The 14,140-nt window shown below is 55.3% G+C and carries 16 protein-coding genes and 4 pseudogenes; 13 read left to right on the plus strand and 7 right to left on the minus strand.

The genetic code is table 11. The features are described from left to right. Positions 1–94 precede the first annotated feature (94 nt). From JCM15764_RS25800 to uppP, 6 genes and pseudogenes are all read right to left on the minus strand, one after another. A complete protein-coding gene (locus JCM15764_RS25800; RefSeq protein WP_439645246.1) occupies positions 95–427 on the minus strand; it encodes a DUF898 family protein in 333 nt (110 codons plus the stop codon). Further along, positions 312–1,143, minus strand: a pseudogene (locus JCM15764_RS27620) (YjgN family protein). Before JCM15764_RS27620 ends, JCM15764_RS25800 begins: the two are co-directional and overlap by 116 nt. A 53-nt stretch (positions 1,144–1,196) precedes the next feature. After that, a complete protein-coding gene (locus tag JCM15764_RS21085; protein WP_243688119.1) occupies positions 1,197–1,388 on the minus strand; it encodes a zinc ribbon domain-containing protein in 192 nt (63 codons plus the stop codon). 23 nt (positions 1,389–1,411) lie between these two features. Next, positions 1,412–1,609 (minus strand): hypothetical protein, encoded by a 198-nt coding sequence (locus tag JCM15764_RS01165; RefSeq protein WP_012645672.1) that lies wholly within the window; start codon positions 1,607–1,609, stop codon positions 1,412–1,414. 48 nt (positions 1,610–1,657) lie between these two features. Further along, positions 1,658–2,344: a RadC family protein gene (gene radC / locus JCM15764_RS01170; RefSeq protein ID WP_054691744.1), complete on the minus strand. Its 687-nt coding sequence runs from the start codon at positions 2,342–2,344 to the stop codon at positions 1,658–1,660. Positions 2,345–2,352: 8 nt separating this feature from the next. Continuing rightward, entirely contained in the window at positions 2,353–3,165 is an 813-nt protein-coding gene (gene uppP / locus JCM15764_RS01175) for an undecaprenyl-diphosphatase UppP (RefSeq protein ID WP_054691746.1), read from the minus strand. A 243-nt stretch (positions 3,166–3,408) separates the two neighbouring features. On the opposite strand from uppP, the gene JCM15764_RS01180 reads away from it, so the two are divergent. Further along, positions 3,409–4,026 carry a DUF47 domain-containing protein gene (locus JCM15764_RS01180; protein WP_054691748.1) on the plus strand — a complete coding sequence of 206 codons (618 nt, stop codon included), beginning with the start codon at positions 3,409–3,411 and terminating at the stop codon, positions 4,024–4,026. Then, positions 4,019–5,020 (plus strand): inorganic phosphate transporter, encoded by a 1,002-nt coding sequence (locus JCM15764_RS01185; protein ID WP_054691750.1) that lies wholly within the window; start codon positions 4,019–4,021, stop codon positions 5,018–5,020. The genes JCM15764_RS01180 and JCM15764_RS01185 overlap by 8 nt, the downstream gene beginning before the upstream one ends. 61 nt (positions 5,021–5,081) lie before the next feature. Here the strand turns inward: JCM15764_RS01185 and JCM15764_RS01190 are convergent, their stop codons facing one another. After that, positions 5,082–5,561: a DUF2062 domain-containing protein gene (locus JCM15764_RS01190; protein ID WP_243688120.1), complete on the minus strand. Its 480-nt coding sequence runs from the start codon at positions 5,559–5,561 to the stop codon at positions 5,082–5,084. 154 nt (positions 5,562–5,715) lie between these two features. Here JCM15764_RS01190 and proB point away from each other — a divergent pair, with 154 nt between their 5' ends. From proB to JCM15764_RS21100, 11 genes and pseudogenes are all read left to right on the plus strand, one after another. Further along, positions 5,716–6,837, plus strand: a complete 1,122-nt coding sequence (gene proB / locus JCM15764_RS01195) for a glutamate 5-kinase (RefSeq protein ID WP_054691752.1) — start codon at positions 5,716–5,718, stop codon at positions 6,835–6,837. A gap of 207 nt (positions 6,838–7,044) precedes the next feature. Further along, positions 7,045–8,301 (plus strand): glutamate-5-semialdehyde dehydrogenase, encoded by a 1,257-nt coding sequence (locus tag JCM15764_RS01200; RefSeq protein ID WP_054692104.1) that lies wholly within the window; start codon positions 7,045–7,047, stop codon positions 8,299–8,301. Between the two features lie 38 nt (positions 8,302–8,339). Continuing rightward, entirely contained in the window at positions 8,340–8,990 is a 651-nt protein-coding gene (nadD, locus tag JCM15764_RS01205) for a nicotinate-nucleotide adenylyltransferase (protein WP_012645703.1), read from the plus strand. Then, complete coding sequence (gene rsfS, locus JCM15764_RS01210; protein ID WP_054691754.1) at positions 8,980–9,366, plus strand: ribosome silencing factor; 387 nt, start codon at positions 8,980–8,982, stop codon at positions 9,364–9,366. Before nadD ends, rsfS begins: the two co-directional genes overlap by 11 nt. Then, a pseudogene (locus JCM15764_RS01215) lies at positions 9,363–9,823 on the plus strand (23S rRNA (pseudouridine(1915)-N(3))-methyltransferase RlmH). Before rsfS ends, JCM15764_RS01215 begins: the two are co-directional and overlap by 4 nt. Positions 9,824–9,930: 107 nt before the next feature. After that, positions 9,931–11,470, plus strand: a pseudogene (gene gpmI / locus JCM15764_RS01220) (2,3-bisphosphoglycerate-independent phosphoglycerate mutase). A 158-nt stretch (positions 11,471–11,628) separates the two neighbouring features. Next, positions 11,629–12,015: a flavodoxin family protein gene (locus JCM15764_RS21090; protein WP_243688121.1), complete on the plus strand. Its 387-nt coding sequence runs from the start codon at positions 11,629–11,631 to the stop codon at positions 12,013–12,015. Continuing rightward, positions 11,979–12,263 carry a hypothetical protein gene (locus JCM15764_RS21095; protein ID WP_243688122.1) on the plus strand — a complete coding sequence of 95 codons (285 nt, stop codon included), beginning with the start codon at positions 11,979–11,981 and terminating at the stop codon, positions 12,261–12,263. The genes JCM15764_RS21090 and JCM15764_RS21095 overlap by 37 nt, the downstream gene beginning before the upstream one ends. A gap of 54 nt (positions 12,264–12,317) precedes the next feature. Further along, positions 12,318–12,970, plus strand: a pseudogene (locus JCM15764_RS01230) (lactate utilization protein). An 83-nt stretch (positions 12,971–13,053) separates the two neighbouring features. Continuing rightward, positions 13,054–13,695 carry a ComF family protein gene (locus JCM15764_RS01235; RefSeq protein WP_243688123.1) on the plus strand — a complete coding sequence of 214 codons (642 nt, stop codon included), beginning with the start codon at positions 13,054–13,056 and terminating at the stop codon, positions 13,693–13,695. A gap of 88 nt (positions 13,696–13,783) precedes the next feature. After that, the gene (locus JCM15764_RS21100; RefSeq protein ID WP_012645710.1) at positions 13,784–14,053 is read left to right on the plus strand and encodes a cytochrome c3 family protein; all 270 of its coding nucleotides are present in this window, start codon (positions 13,784–13,786) and stop codon (positions 14,051–14,053) included. The last annotated feature ends 87 nt before the right edge of the window (positions 14,054–14,140 follow it).

The following is a 14,140-nucleotide window of genomic DNA, read 5'->3' on the forward strand; positions in this document are numbered from 1 at the left end:
CCCTTGGCAGTCTCAGGTCGGCCTGATCCCCGTGTCAGGGTGACCGAGCGGCGACCCGAGTGCTTGCCGTCGTAATAATATCCCTGAATTACCGTCATAGGCCGATATCGATGCCGAACATGTCGCCGATCTCTTCTCCTGCCGCGCCCACATTGGCATTTCCCCAGCCGAGGAACGATTCCATGTCATCCTTGAGATGGAGGGAAAGGTTTTCGAAGCGATAGCGGGTTATCCTGATGGATGCCCAGGGAATGAGGAGCCCCAGGGAGAGGAAAATGGCGGCGGCGCTGGAAAGGTAGAGCCAGGCCATGTCACGGACCCTGAGGGTACTGGAAAAACGGCTGTTCCTGATGCGAGTTCCCTGCCAGGTAAGGTTGGCGAGGGCCGTCTGCACGTAAATGGTGAAGAAGAGGTAAATAAGGTTGATGCCGATCATGACGGCAAAAAAATGGCAATGAAGCCTTCTGGGTGGTCTTTTTGCCGACGCTGCCATCGAGGAACAGGGGCGACAGGTCCCGGAACACGGTGGATAAGAGGAAGCTGCAGGCGACGAAAACGGAGATGATGAGGGTGGCCAGGCCGGCAGCCTTGATGAAGATCAGGTAAAAATCCTTGACGGTGGCGTCGAAACTGCAGCGGTTTCGACCGTAGCCGCTGTTTTCGACGAAGAATTTTTTCTGGCGATAGACCATGTACGGGATGATCGCCCCTAAGGTGAAGGGGATGAGAAACGGCAGTCCGGCAAAGATCAGGTACGCCTCACGGTAGTTGGGCTGGAAAGTGAAGCGGATATTGCGGTGGGAAGAGTAGCGCATGTTGAAGATGCGGGAGCGGACGATCAGCCACGCATTGCCAGAAAGAAAAACGTGCCGAGGGTGCCGGCAAGTAAGGGATTTACGTTTGTTCCCACCGAATAAAGGACGAATAAGACCGCTGCCAGAAGCCATCCCTTGAAAAGGGCCATGGGGTCGGCCAGGTATTCGAAGACGGTGTCGTTGAGCAGGGTGTTGCCGTAGAAATAGCGGCGTTTACGCACCTTTGCCCAGGCCGTGTAGATGCCAGGGTGACGATCTTGAGCAGCGTGTTGACGATCCAGATGCCGAAATAGTCGCGGGCATTGCCGGTGAAGGAAAAACGGAGCATCCTGGGGCGGGGCTGCGCAGACTTGTCCTGATCGGCAGCTTGAGCCGACGGATTTATGGGGGGTGGCGAAGGCTGGACTTCAGGAGGCGGAGGGGATGTGGATGTTCCCTTGTCGATGGAGTCATGCAGGGGGAAGGGTTGCCGGCACTTGGGCAGGTGGCCCTTGTCACCCCTGCCGGTATGGCCGAGTCTTCCATCTCACGCCTGAACCCGCAATGGGGGCAGGTGATGCTGATACGCGGCATGGTTTTTCCTTTCCCCGTGGGAATTAATCGGGCTGTTCATGGGCTTTGCGCCCATGTACTTTCTCGAAGGCGCGGCAAAAGGGGCAGATTTTTTCCTCCACCCTGGTTACCAGCCAGAATGCCATTCCTTGCTGCTTGCGTTGGGCTGAGCGGCAGGCGGGACAGGTTTCGCACAGCCTGGCCATGGCACGGTCAAGCGCGGTAATTTTCACGTTGCCCATGAATCCTCCAGACAAAAGAGTTCTGCGCCGCCCACTTCAAATAATCTGCTATAAGAACCCTCGATCGACGAAGCTGAGAAAGGCTCCGTCACCGATGATGATATGATCGAGGACCTTGATGCCCAGGAGGTCGCCTGCTTCCTTCAGCCGGCGGGTGATTTCCATGTCTTCGCGACTGGGGGTCGGGTCGCCGGTGGGGTGATTGTGCACGAGGATAACCGCCGCTGCCGATTCCCGCACTGCTTGATTGAAGACTTCCCTTGGATGAACGATGCTTTGGTTGAGGGAGCCTTCGGAGATTTGGACCCTTTTCAGAATGCGATTTTTGCCGTCGAGAAGCAGGGCAAGAAAGTATTCCTTGCGTTGGTTGCGAAATTCCGGATGAAAATGCTCGAAGACCTGGGTGGGGGAGGTGAATCGCTCCAGGGTTTCGAATCGGCGGGCGCCGAAACGATTGCCTAATTCCAGTGCGGCCTTGACGCAGGCAGCCTTGGCAGGACCGACCCCCTTTATGCTGCAGATTTCACTGGCTGTTGCATGGGCCAGATTACGCAGATCGCTGAACTCGACAAGCATCTGCCTCCCCATGTCAAGGGCACTCTGACCACTGGAGGAATCGCCGGTGCCGATGATCAGCGCCAGCAGTTCTGCATCTGACAGAGCTGCAGCTCCACGTTTCAGAAGCTTTTCCCTGGGCCGCTCATCCTCGGGCCACTGCTTGATTCCCCCAGCCATGATACCTCTCAGCCAAAGTTGATGAAAACCAGCGCCAGGCAGCCAATAGCGATCCTGTACCAGACAAAGGGATATAGAGAGCTGCGCTGCACCATTTTCAGGAGAAAAGCGACACTTATGTAGCCGAAAACGGCAGAGGTGGCGATGCCGATGAGAAGTGGCGCCACGTCGGATGGAGGGATGCCGGTCTTGAGCAGACCACTGAGCTCGAACAGGGCTGCACCAGCCACAATAGGCAGCGATAGCAGGAAAGAAAAACGGGCCGCGGTTTCCCTGTTGAAGCCGAGCAGGAGAGCAGCAGTAATGGTAATGCCTGACCTGGAAACACCCGGGATAAGCGCCAGGCACTGGGCCAGGCCGATGATGATCGCCGATTTGAGAGTGATGGCCTCGATCTTCCATTTTTTACTGCCGCTGGTGTCGGCAAAGGCGAGCAACAGGGCAAAAACGATAAGAAATAAGGCGATCAACGACGGACTTTTCCTGAAAAGTTCCTCGATGGGGGTCTCCAACAATTTGCCGACGATGGCTGCCGGAAAGGTGCCGGCGATGATATAGAACGGAAGCCGTCTCGATGTGGGTTGATGCTTCCAGTCGGTCATTCCGGTGAAAAAATCGCTGACAAGTTCAATTAGATCCCGCCAGAAATAGAGGCAGAGGGCGATGAATGTCCCCAGGTGGAGAGCTACGTCGAAGGTAATTCCCGATTCTGGCCATTTAAGAAAGGTGGGAATAAGGATCAGGTGGGCTGAACTGCTGATTGGCAGGACTTCCGTGAGTCCCTGGACGATACCGAGAGTTGTAGCTTGAAACAAATCCATTTGTTGCGTTCTCCTCTTAATTTTTGAAACGATAAGTGATGCGGCGGCCAAAAGCAAGGGAGAAATGGCCCTGTAGGGAGAAGAAAAGCCGAAATCACGGTGGAACGGGAATGAAAAATTCGTATACAGTTCCTGTAACAAATTTGTAACATTTAAGTGGGCACTGCTGGAAATTTATGTTATTTACTACGGGTTTTACAAATATCAGGTTCAGGATGTTCTGGGCCGCCCGGAGGTAACGGAATGTTTGGACTGATTCCTAAAGACGAAAAGTTTTTTAACATGTTCAAAGAAATGACCAGCAATATCATCGAGGGCGCTGAATTGTTGAAGGATATGCTGGACAATTTCAATGATCCTGCCACAAGCCAGCGGCGCATAAAGGACGTGGAGCATAAGGGTGACTCCCTGACCCACGACATCATCAAGAAGCTCAACAAAAGCTTTGTCACCCCATTCGACCGGGAAGACATTTACGCCCTTTCGGCGGCCCTGGACGACATCCTCGACCTTATCGACGCTTCGGCCCAGCGGGTGGTCATGTACAACGTGGAGAAACCTACCCCCGAAGCCAAGGAGCTTGCCTTTCTTATTCTCAAGTCCTGCCAGACTATAGATAAGACCGTGGCCCTCCTTGGCGGTAAGCTGGAGCCGATCAGCGAGTACTGCGTCGAAGTGAATGCGCTTGAAAACGAGGCGGATCGGGTCTGTCGCGAAGCCATCAGCCGCCTTTTCGACGAGGAGAAAGATCCCATCCAGCTCATCAAGTGGAAAGAGATTTATGAGACCTTGGAGAGAGCTACCGATAAATGCGAAGATGCCGCCAATATTCTCGAAAGCGTGGTGGTAAAAAATGCCTGATGCAACGCTGGTAATGCTTTTTCTGGTCATAGCCGTGGCGCTGTTGTTCGATTACATCAACGGCTTTCACGATACCGCTAATGCCATCGCCACCTGCGTCTCCACCCGTGCCCTGTCCGTGCGCAGTGCCATCATCATGGCAGCCGGTCTGAATTTCGCCGGGGCCATGATCTCCACCAAGGTGGCAGCCACGATCGGCAAAGGCATTGTCGATGCCAATAATGTAACCCAGATGGTAGTCGTCGCCGGAGTCACAGGCGCCATTATCTGGGACCTCATCACCTGGTATTACGGCCTGCCTTCCTCCTCTTCCCATGCCATCATCGGCGGAATAATGGGCTCGGTAATCGCCCACGCGGGTGCTGCCGCACTTCACTGGGCGGGTCTTAAAAAAATCATCCTTGCCCTGCTCGTTTCACCGGTTCTCGGTACAATCATCGGTTTTCTTTTCATGGTCATAATGATGTGGGCCTTCAGGAACAAGGCCCCGTACGGGCTGAATCGTTCGTTTCGCAGGCTGCAGATCGTCTCGGCAGCCTTCATGGCCTTTTCCCACGGCACTGCCGATGCGCAGAAATCCATGGGGGTCATTACCATGGCCCTGCTGAGCTATGGAACCATTGCCACCTTTGCTGTTCCCACGTGGGTGAAAGTTGCCTGTGCTGTGGCCATGGCCCTGGGTACGGCGGCTGGCGGCTGGCGGATAATCAAGACGGTCGGGCGGGATTTCGTCAAGTTGCAGCCGGTGCACGGTTTTTGTGTTGAAACCGCTTCGGCCGGGGTTATTCTCGGTGCTTCGGCACTGGGCATGCCCACCAGCACCACCCATGTCATAACTTCATCGATACTTGGCGTGGGGCTCTCAAAGAGGATGTCGGCAGTCAACTGGGGGATTGCTTCAAGAATACTGGTTGCCTGGGTCCTGACAATTCCCGCTTCGGCAGCGGTTGCATTTGTAACCTACATGGTGCTGTCACCGTTTCTGGGGAAATAGAAGGATAGAAGGAGTTTGATAAAGCTGATCGAGGGCTGGGGAGAGTGACCCCGGTCCTTTTTTATTCCATGTCCTCGCCGGTTTCTTCCATCTCTTTGGTTAATTCTGCCAGAGTCTCATCTTTCTGCCTGAAGCGTACGACAAGATAATAGCAGATGAAATAGGCCGCCACGGCGGCAATGAATCCGAGGATCGAGGTGCCGAGCAGGAGAGATGTCCCATGTTTTTCCAGGTGCTGCCACTGCAGCTTCGATTTGAAACTTCTCGGGGGGAAGGCCGCGGAGCATCCTGCCAAGCTTATAGCTGACGCCCAGGATGGGGATGACGGTGATGGGGGTGTTGACCCAGCGCCGGTGATGCAGGTGAGTTTGTTGAGGCGGAAGATGAAGGCTGCGGCAATAGCCATCGGCGTATGTAGGCCGAAAAAGGGAGTGAAGCTGATGAATACACCGACGGCAAAACCTGCCGAGATATGGCCCGGATGGCTGTCCAGTGAAAGGATGGCCTTGATTTTTTTCTTCCATTTTTCCTTGTTCAGCAAACGGTGCTCCTTGTCCGGCAGGCGACCAGTCTAAAATCCCACCGGCGGTTTGTCAACGTGAAACTGGCCCGATTCGCTCATGACTGTTTGCCATAGCCTGGTAAACATGCTATTAAAGATATCTTTAGGTTGCAAAGATTCCGGGTTAATTCAATTGCGAAAAGAGATTCTGAAAAAGGTAAAGCGCGTTGTCATAAAGATCGGCAGTGGTGTCATCACTTCTGTGGACAATGGTCTTGACGGTGACCGCATCAAGGGACTGGCGGCCGAAATGGCCCGTTTTCGGCAGCAGGGGGTTGAGGTCGTTCTTGTTTCATCGGGCGCTGTTGCGGCCGGAAGGCTGGCGCTTGGATTGTCTGGCCGGCCGCGGACCATCCCCCAGAAACAGGCGGCGGCGGCAATCGGCCAGTCGAAACTGATGCGAGCCTACGAAGAGGAGTTTGCCCGCCACGGGATCAAGGTGGCCCAACTGCTTCTGACCCGTGACGACTTGGCCAGCAGACCCCGATTTCTCAATGCCCGGGCGACCATCGATACCCTGCTCGAATGCGGCATCATTCCCATCATCAACGAGAACGATACGGTGGTGGTGGAGGAAATAAAGTTCGGCGACAACGACAACCTGTCAGCCCTGGTGACCAACCTTGTCGAGGCCCAGCTTCTGGTGATCCTCACCGATATAGATGGTTTTTATACCGCAGACCCCCGCACCAACCCAGAGGCCAGACTGATCCACCTGGTCCGGTCCATTACCAGGGAGACGGAACGCGCTGCCGGCGGAAGCGGCTCATCCGTAGGCACCGGCGGCATGGCGACAAAAATAGCCGCTGCCAAGAAGGTGGGGAAATCGGGCGTTCCCACCATTATGGTCAATGGTAAGAAAAGCGGTAATCTTGAACTGGTGCTGGCCGGTACAGAGGTGGGGACGCTGTTTTTGCCGGCAGGTGTTAGCCTTAATCGGCGCAAACATTGGATAGCCTATACCCAGAGGCCGGCGGGCCGGGTCGTTGTCGATAACGGCGCCTTCAGGGTCCTTTCCCGGCATGGCAGGAGCTTGCTGCCGTCGGGAGTGGTCCAGGTCGAGGGGAAATTCGACCGTGGCGCCTGCGTCAGGATCTGCACCCCGGACGGCACAGAATTCGCCCGTGGCATTACCGACTATTCCAGCCGCGAAATGGAGCTGATAGCCGGACATAAGAGCGGCGATATCGAGCAGATACTGGGATATAGGTATGGGGATGATGTAATCCACCGCGACAACTTAGTGGTACTGTGAAATGCGGCTTTTCCGCAATCACGGCGTTGCCTTTCGGTATCCCTTGTGACTCAGCCTTAAGGCTTCGCCCTCCGGGGCAGCAGGGCTGTCAACTTTCGCCTTGCGAAAGTTTGCGGCGGATTTTCAGGTCCTCCGCGCGATCCCTCAGGCGCCTTGTGCTTATCGGAAAATCCGCATTCCTGAAGCAGCAGAGATAGGGGAAGAATGATGACTATTGCCGAAAAAATACGAAAAATAGCTGCTGATGCGCGGGCTGCTTCTTTGGCCATGGCCCGGCTGTCTTCCGCTGCCAAGAACGAGCTTTTGCTCAGGATGGCAGAGGCTTTAGAGAACAACGCACCGCGTATTACGGCGGAAAACGCCAAGGACCTGGAAGCGGGACAGCAAAAAGGTCTTTCAGCCGCCATGCTTGACCGGCTCATGCTGGATGAGTCACGCATCAAGGCCATGGCAGATGGTCTGCGAGAAGTCGCTGCTCTCCCCGACCCGGTGGGAGAGGTGACACACATGTGGAAGCGTCCCAATGAGATCACCGTCGGCAAGATGCGCATTCCTTTGGGTGTCATCGGCATTATCTACGAGTCACGCCCCAATGTGACCTCCGATGCTGCCGCCCTCTGTCTTAAGGCGGGCAATGCCGTCGTTCTCCGCGGCGGATCTGAGGCGATCCATTCAAACCTGGCCATCGCCGGCCTGCTCCAGGACGAGATGCGGAAGCTGGGTATCCCGGTTGCGGCCCTGTCGCTGATTCCTTTCCCGGAGCGGGAAGGGGTGACGGAGATGCTCAAGCAGGAGGAGTTCATCGATGTCATCATTCCCCGGGGAGGGGAGAGCCTGATCAGGTTCGTCGTCGAGCACTCCAAGATCCCGGTCATCAAGCATTATAAGGGGGTCTGCCATATCTTCGTCGATGCCACGGCCGATTTCGGCATGGCGGAGAAGATCATCATCAACTCAAAAACCCAGCGACCGGGAGTGTGCAACGCCCTGGAGACCCTGCTCATCCATAAGGATGTCGCCGAGACCTTCGTGCCCCGCATCCATGAAGCACTCTCCACCTTGAAGGTGGAACTGCGCGGCGACGAAGCGTTCCGCCAGTTTGCCCCCGGAGTGAAAGCAGCCACCGAAGAGGACTGGTATGCCGAGTACCTGGAGCTGATCCTGGCGGCCAGGGTAGTGGATGATCTGGATGAAGCCATCGCCCACATCAATAAGTACGGTTCGCTGCATACGGAAGCTATCATTACCAGCGATTATGCCAATTCCCAGCGGTTTCTGCGAGAGGTTAACTCAAGCGTGGTGCTGGTCAATGCCTCCACCCGCTTTTCCGACGGCAATCAGCTTGGTCTCGGCGCCGAGATCGGCATCTCCACCACCAAACTCCATTCTTTCGGCCCCATGGGGTTGGAAGACCTGACGACGACCAAGTTCATCGTTTACGGCGAAGGACAGATAAGGCAGTGATTGGTGAATGGTGAATGGCTGAGAGGTGCTGGAGGGCTATGAGGATCGGTATTCTTGGGGGTACCTTTAACCCCATACATAATGCACATCTGCGCATTGCTGAAGAGGTGCGGGACAGGCTCGACCTGGAGCGGGTGATGTTTGTGCCGGCCGCCTCTCCACCCCACAAGCTCCTGGCTGGCGAGTTATCCTTCGAGGTACGGTATGAAATGGTGCGGCTGGCCATTGCCGACAACCCTTTTTTTACCATTTCCGATATCGAGGGGAAGAGGGGGGGAACTTCTTACTCCATTCACACTTTGCAGGAATTGCATCTGGCATACCCTGCCGACGAATTCTTCTTCATTATCGGCAGCGACTCCTTTCTCGATATCGGCTCCTGGAAGGAGTACGCGGCTATCTTCAACCTGTGCAACATCGTCGTCGTATCCCGTCCCGGTGCGGTTGCCGATCCGCTTGACAAGGCCCTGCCCGTTGCCATAGCTGATCGGTTCTGCTACCATGCGGCGGAAAAACGCCTGACGCACAGCTCCGGCCATTCGGTCTACTCCATTGCCGGAACTCTGCTGGATATTTCCTCCAGCGAGATCCGCACCCTGACACGGCAGGGGCGGTCAATCAGGTATCTGCTGCCCGCGACCGTGGAGCAATACATAAAGGAACAGAGGATTTATAACGATGGTCGATAAAAACGTGCTCGATTCCAGGGAACGCGCCATCCAGTGCGCTGCCCTGGCTTTGGACAAAAAAGCCCTGGATGTTAGAATTTACGAGATAAGCAGGCACTCCAGCATTGCCGATTACCTGGTCCTGGCAAACGGCCGCTCGGACAAACAGACCCAGGCCATTGCCGATTCGGTCCGGCAGGGGTTGAAGAAATTCGGCAAGGCGCTGGATATTGAAGGGATGCAGGAGGGGCGCTGGGTCATCATCGATTACGGCGATGTGATTGTGCACGTCTTCCAGGAAGAGGTTCGCCGCCATTACAACCTGGATGAGATGTGGAACAACTGCCCGCTGGTGGAGATACCGGAACAATACCTGTGGGAAGATAAGGAAAAATGAGGCTCAAGGTCCTCTGGGTCGGCAAAACCCAGGAGGAATGGGTGAGGCGCGGCATTGACGAATATGCCGGCCGCATTGGCAGATATATGCCATTGATCTCGCCGAAGCCAGGGATGAGAAGGGGGCAGCTGCCGAGGCAATGCGCGAGCGTGAGGGGGAGCGGCTTTTGAAGCTGTTGCCGAAAAATGCCCGGCTGGTGCTCCTTGATGAACGGGGTGAGCAGATGAGCTCCCCGGAATTGGCCCGCTTCCTGGCCACCAACCGGGACGGCGGCACCCAGGAACTGGTCTTCGCCATCGGCGGCGCCTACGGCTTCAGTGAGTCCTTCCGCGCCAGGGCGTTCAAGACCGTCGCCCTGTCCCGCATGACCTTCACCCACCAGATGGTACGTATTTTTCTGCTGGAGCAGCTCTATCGGGGGTTTACAATTATCAACGGCGAGCCCTATCACCATTAAAACCGAATCCGCAGATGACGCCAATTGTGGGGATTTATTGCATCTGCGTACACTGTGTCATCGGTGGATGTCATTTGTTTTTCAATTCTGTTTCCAAGGAGATGCCAATGCCGAAACAGCCGCTCATGCTGATGATTCTGGATGGATGGGGGATCAATCCACAGCGGGAGAATAACGCCATTGCCCAGGCGCGGACCCCCAACATGGACCGGCTCTGCGCCGAGTATCCCTGTACCGAAATGGGAACATCGGGCATGTCGGTTGGCCTTCCCGAGGGGCAGATGGGCAATTCGGAGGTGGGGCATCTCAATATCGGTGCCGGGCGCATCGTTTATCAGGACTTGACCCGCATCTCCAAGTCCATAGAAGATGGAGATTTCTTCACCAATCCGGTGCTTTTGGACTGCATAGCCAAAACCAAGGCTGCCGGCGGCAGGTTGCATCTGGCCGGGCTCCTTTCCGATGGCGGAGTCCATTCCCATAACACCCATCTTTATGCCCTGCTCAGGCTGGCAAAGCAGCAGGGATTGGATGAGGTCTTCATCCATTGTCTGCTGGACGGCCGGGATACACCTCCCCAGAGCGGGGCAGATTACCTGGCTCAGCTGGAGGCGGAAATCGCAAGGATCGGTTGCGGCCGTATCGCCACGGTTATCGGCCGCTTTTATGCCATGGATCGGGATAACCGTTGGGAACGGGTGGAAAAGGCCTACCGGGCCATTGTCTGCGGCGATGGTGAGGTATTCTCCTCGGCTGCAGCAGCCATCGACAAGAGTTATGAAACGGCGTCACCGACGAATTTGTCCTTCCTTCCGTTATTACTGCGGGGGGTGCTGCCATTGGCAAAATCAACGATGGCGATGGGTTTATCTTCTTCAACTACCGTTCGGACCGTGCCCGGGAGATTACCCGCAGCCTGACCGACACCGCCTTCGCCGGTTTCCAGCGCCCCTGCTGGGCAAATCTCGCCTCCTATGTCTGCATGACCACCTATGATGAGACCTTCGGCCTGCCGGTAGCCTTCGGCCCGGAGGAACTGAAAAATATCCTTGGCGAGGTGCTGGGCCGGGCGGGGCTCCGTCAGCTGCGCATTGCCGAGACGGAGAAATATGCCCACGTTACCTTTTTCTTCAACGGCGGCAGCGAGGTTCCCTTTCCCGGCGAAGACCGGGCGCTGATTCCCTCGCCGAAAGAGGTGGCTACTTACGACCAGAAGCCGGAAATGAGTGTCTATCCCGTTACCGAAGAACTCCTGCGGCGGCTTGATCAGGATATATACGATGTCATAATTCTCAATTTCGCCAATGCCGACATGGTGGGGCATACCGGCATCATGAGCGCCGCCATCAAAGCCATCGAAGCGGTTGACGAATGTGTTGGCACGCTGGTTGACAAAGTACAAAGCCTTGGCGGCCGGGTCATCATTACTGCCGATCACGCAATGCCGAAATCATGACCGATGAGGCCGGCGGTCCCCATACGGCCCATACCTGCGATGTGGTCCCTTTTATTCTGGTTGACGATACGCGGAAGTCGGTGAAGCTGCAACCGGCGATCCTGGCCGACATTGCACCGACCATGCTGGAGATCCTGGGGTTGGAGAAACCGAAGGAAATGACCGGCAAAAGCCTTATAATGAACGCGTAAAAGTAACCTTGTTAGCGCTGATCTCCTGCTATAGCTGTAAATAGTTCCCTTTCCTTGAGGGTGAAGGCAAGGATCAGGAAAAACTATAAGTAAGGGCTTAGGTTGAAATAAAAACGCCGAAATCCGTGTAGCCTGTGGATGCGTCTTAAGGAGGTAGTATGAATTTCATTGCCATTAACGGCAGTCCCCACGCTCAGCGCGGCAATACGGGTCTACTCCTGGATAAGGTGGTGGAAGGGGTACAGAACGCCGGCGGCACCGTGGAGATGGTTTATCTTTCGAAAATCAAGGTAAATCCCTGTGTGGGTTGCGATGCGTGCCACAAGACGGGCAGCTGTCCCATCCCCGACGACTTCGAGGAGCTGAAGAAGAAGCTCCTGGCCTGCGATGGTTTCATCCTTGCCAGCCCCAATTACATCATGAGTGTTTCGGCCCAAATGAAGCATTGTTCGACCGCTGTTGCGGCATCATTCATTGCCAGGCCATGGACGGCAAGTATGGCGTGGTGGTGGAGACATCCGGCGGGGGTGGCGATGAGCAGGTGATCGACTATATGCAGCGGGTGGTTGGCATGCTCGGGGCATGGTCTGTCGGCGGCGTCGGGTCATCCATTGCCGGTGAGCGCCTTTTTCCCGATCAGGATCGGTTGTTTGCCAAGGCAACGGCACTGGGGGGGGAACTGTATCGCGCCACACTGGAAAAAAGGGAGTATCCCGATCAGGCAGGGGCCAAGCTTGCCCTCAGTGCTACATGCGGGGCTGGTGGATTTGATGAAGGATTTCTGGCGCTATGAATATGATTACTGGGCCAAACTGGGAAAATAGTGAAAGTTGAAAGGTGGTCGCATATGAGTCAAAGCAAGGAATTGATGGACTGGACATATGAGCAGAAATGCAAAAAGGCCGTGGCCGCCCTGGAAAAGAATGGTTTCACGGCGATCTACTGCCAAAGCGGAAAGGATGTCCATGACTATATCGTGAAAGAAGCGGCCGATGCGGCAAATATCGGCTTCGGCGGCTCCATGTCCGTGGCGGAACTGGAGGTTGCCGATCAACTCAGGGACCAGGGGAAGGAGATATTGAACCATGGCCAGCCCGGTCTGTCCATGGAAGAAAAGGTGGCCACCATGAGACGCAGCTCACCTGCGATCTGTTCCTTACCGGGACCAATGCCCTGACCCTTTCCGGCATTCTCGTCAATATAGATGCTTCGGGCAATCGGGTCGGTTCCATGTTCTTCGGACCGAAAAAAGTGATCGTCGTTGCCGGGCGCAACAAGCTGGTGGATGGCGACATCGATGCCGCCGTCAAGAGAATCAAGGACTGGGCCAGTCCCCCCAATGCCAGGCGCCTCAATTATAATACTCCCTGCTCGAAGACCGGCTTCTGCTCCGATTGCAATTCCCCGGACCGCATCTGCCGCATTACCACGGTCATCGACAGAAAGCCGCGCCTTACCGACGTGAGGGTGCTGGTGGTCAACGAGGACCTGGGTCTTTAGACATTGTCGTTCAGGTCTCTGCTGGACATCATCTTCCACCCCTTTGCCACCTGTGCAGGGTGTACATCCCGGATGCGGGGGATGTGCACCTCTGCACAAGTTGCCTCAAACAGCTGCATCCCATCGCCTCACCGCTTTGCCCCATATGCGGCGTTCCTTTTGCCACCGAAGACGGCATTGACCACCGTTGCGGCGCCTGTTCTGTTCGTCGTCCGGCCTATGTGGCGGCGCGCGCCGCCTTTGTCTTCGACGGACCCATCCAGGAGCTCATCCACCGCTTCAAATATGCACATAAGACACACCTTTCCCGGCCGCTGGCGCTGATGACGGCTCGCCACCTTGCCGACTTTGCAGGCCAGACGGCAGCAGATCTTGTCATACCTGTTCCATTGCACAAAAAGAGGCTGCGCTGGCGCAGCTATAATCAGGCGATACTTCTGGCAGCCGTGCTGGCCAAGGAGTGGCGGATTCCGCTCTCCCGCAATGCCCTGCAACGGACACGCTGGACTGAGCCGCAGATCAATCTTGCCGCAGACGAGCGTCAGCAGAACGTCAAGGGTGCCTTTGCCGTTGCCGAACCTGAACGGGTTGCCGACCGGCGGATCATATTGATTGATGACGTTTTCACTACCGGCAGTACTGTCGAAGAATGTGCGAAAACGCTAAAAAAGGCGGGTGCAGCGGAGATATTTATCATAACCGTTGCCAGGGCATTATCCAATTGACAAATGGGTACAAATTTATTGACATGAATTAATCGGAAGGGTATAAGAGCCTTGTTTGTCTATTTTAATTTCGTTGGAGGATCAAAGTATGAAGAAAGTATTAGCTGTTGTATTGATGGTTGCTTTTTCTGCATCGGCTGCTTTTGCAGCCGACACCGTTGTCATGAAAGCAAAAAATGGTAACGTAACCTTCGATCACAAAAAGCATAGCGCTTCCGGTGATTGCAAATCCTGCCATGGTGAGGGGACTCCAGCCAAGTTGACATTGGGCAAGGATGCTGCTCACAAGCTGTGCAAGGGTTGCCATGAGACCAAGAAAGCTGGTCCGACCAAGTGTGGTGAGTGCCACAAGAAGTAAATCGGGCAGTGCCGTTAAGAAAGGGGCCTCCATTTTGGGGGCCTTTTTTGTTCGCTGGGGCTATAGAAGTTATGGGGAAACTACTTT

Source organism: Geotalea toluenoxydans JCM 15764 (assembly GCF_001311985.1).
GTDB lineage: Bacteria > Desulfobacterota > Desulfuromonadia > Geobacterales > Geobacteraceae > Geotalea > Geotalea toluenoxydans.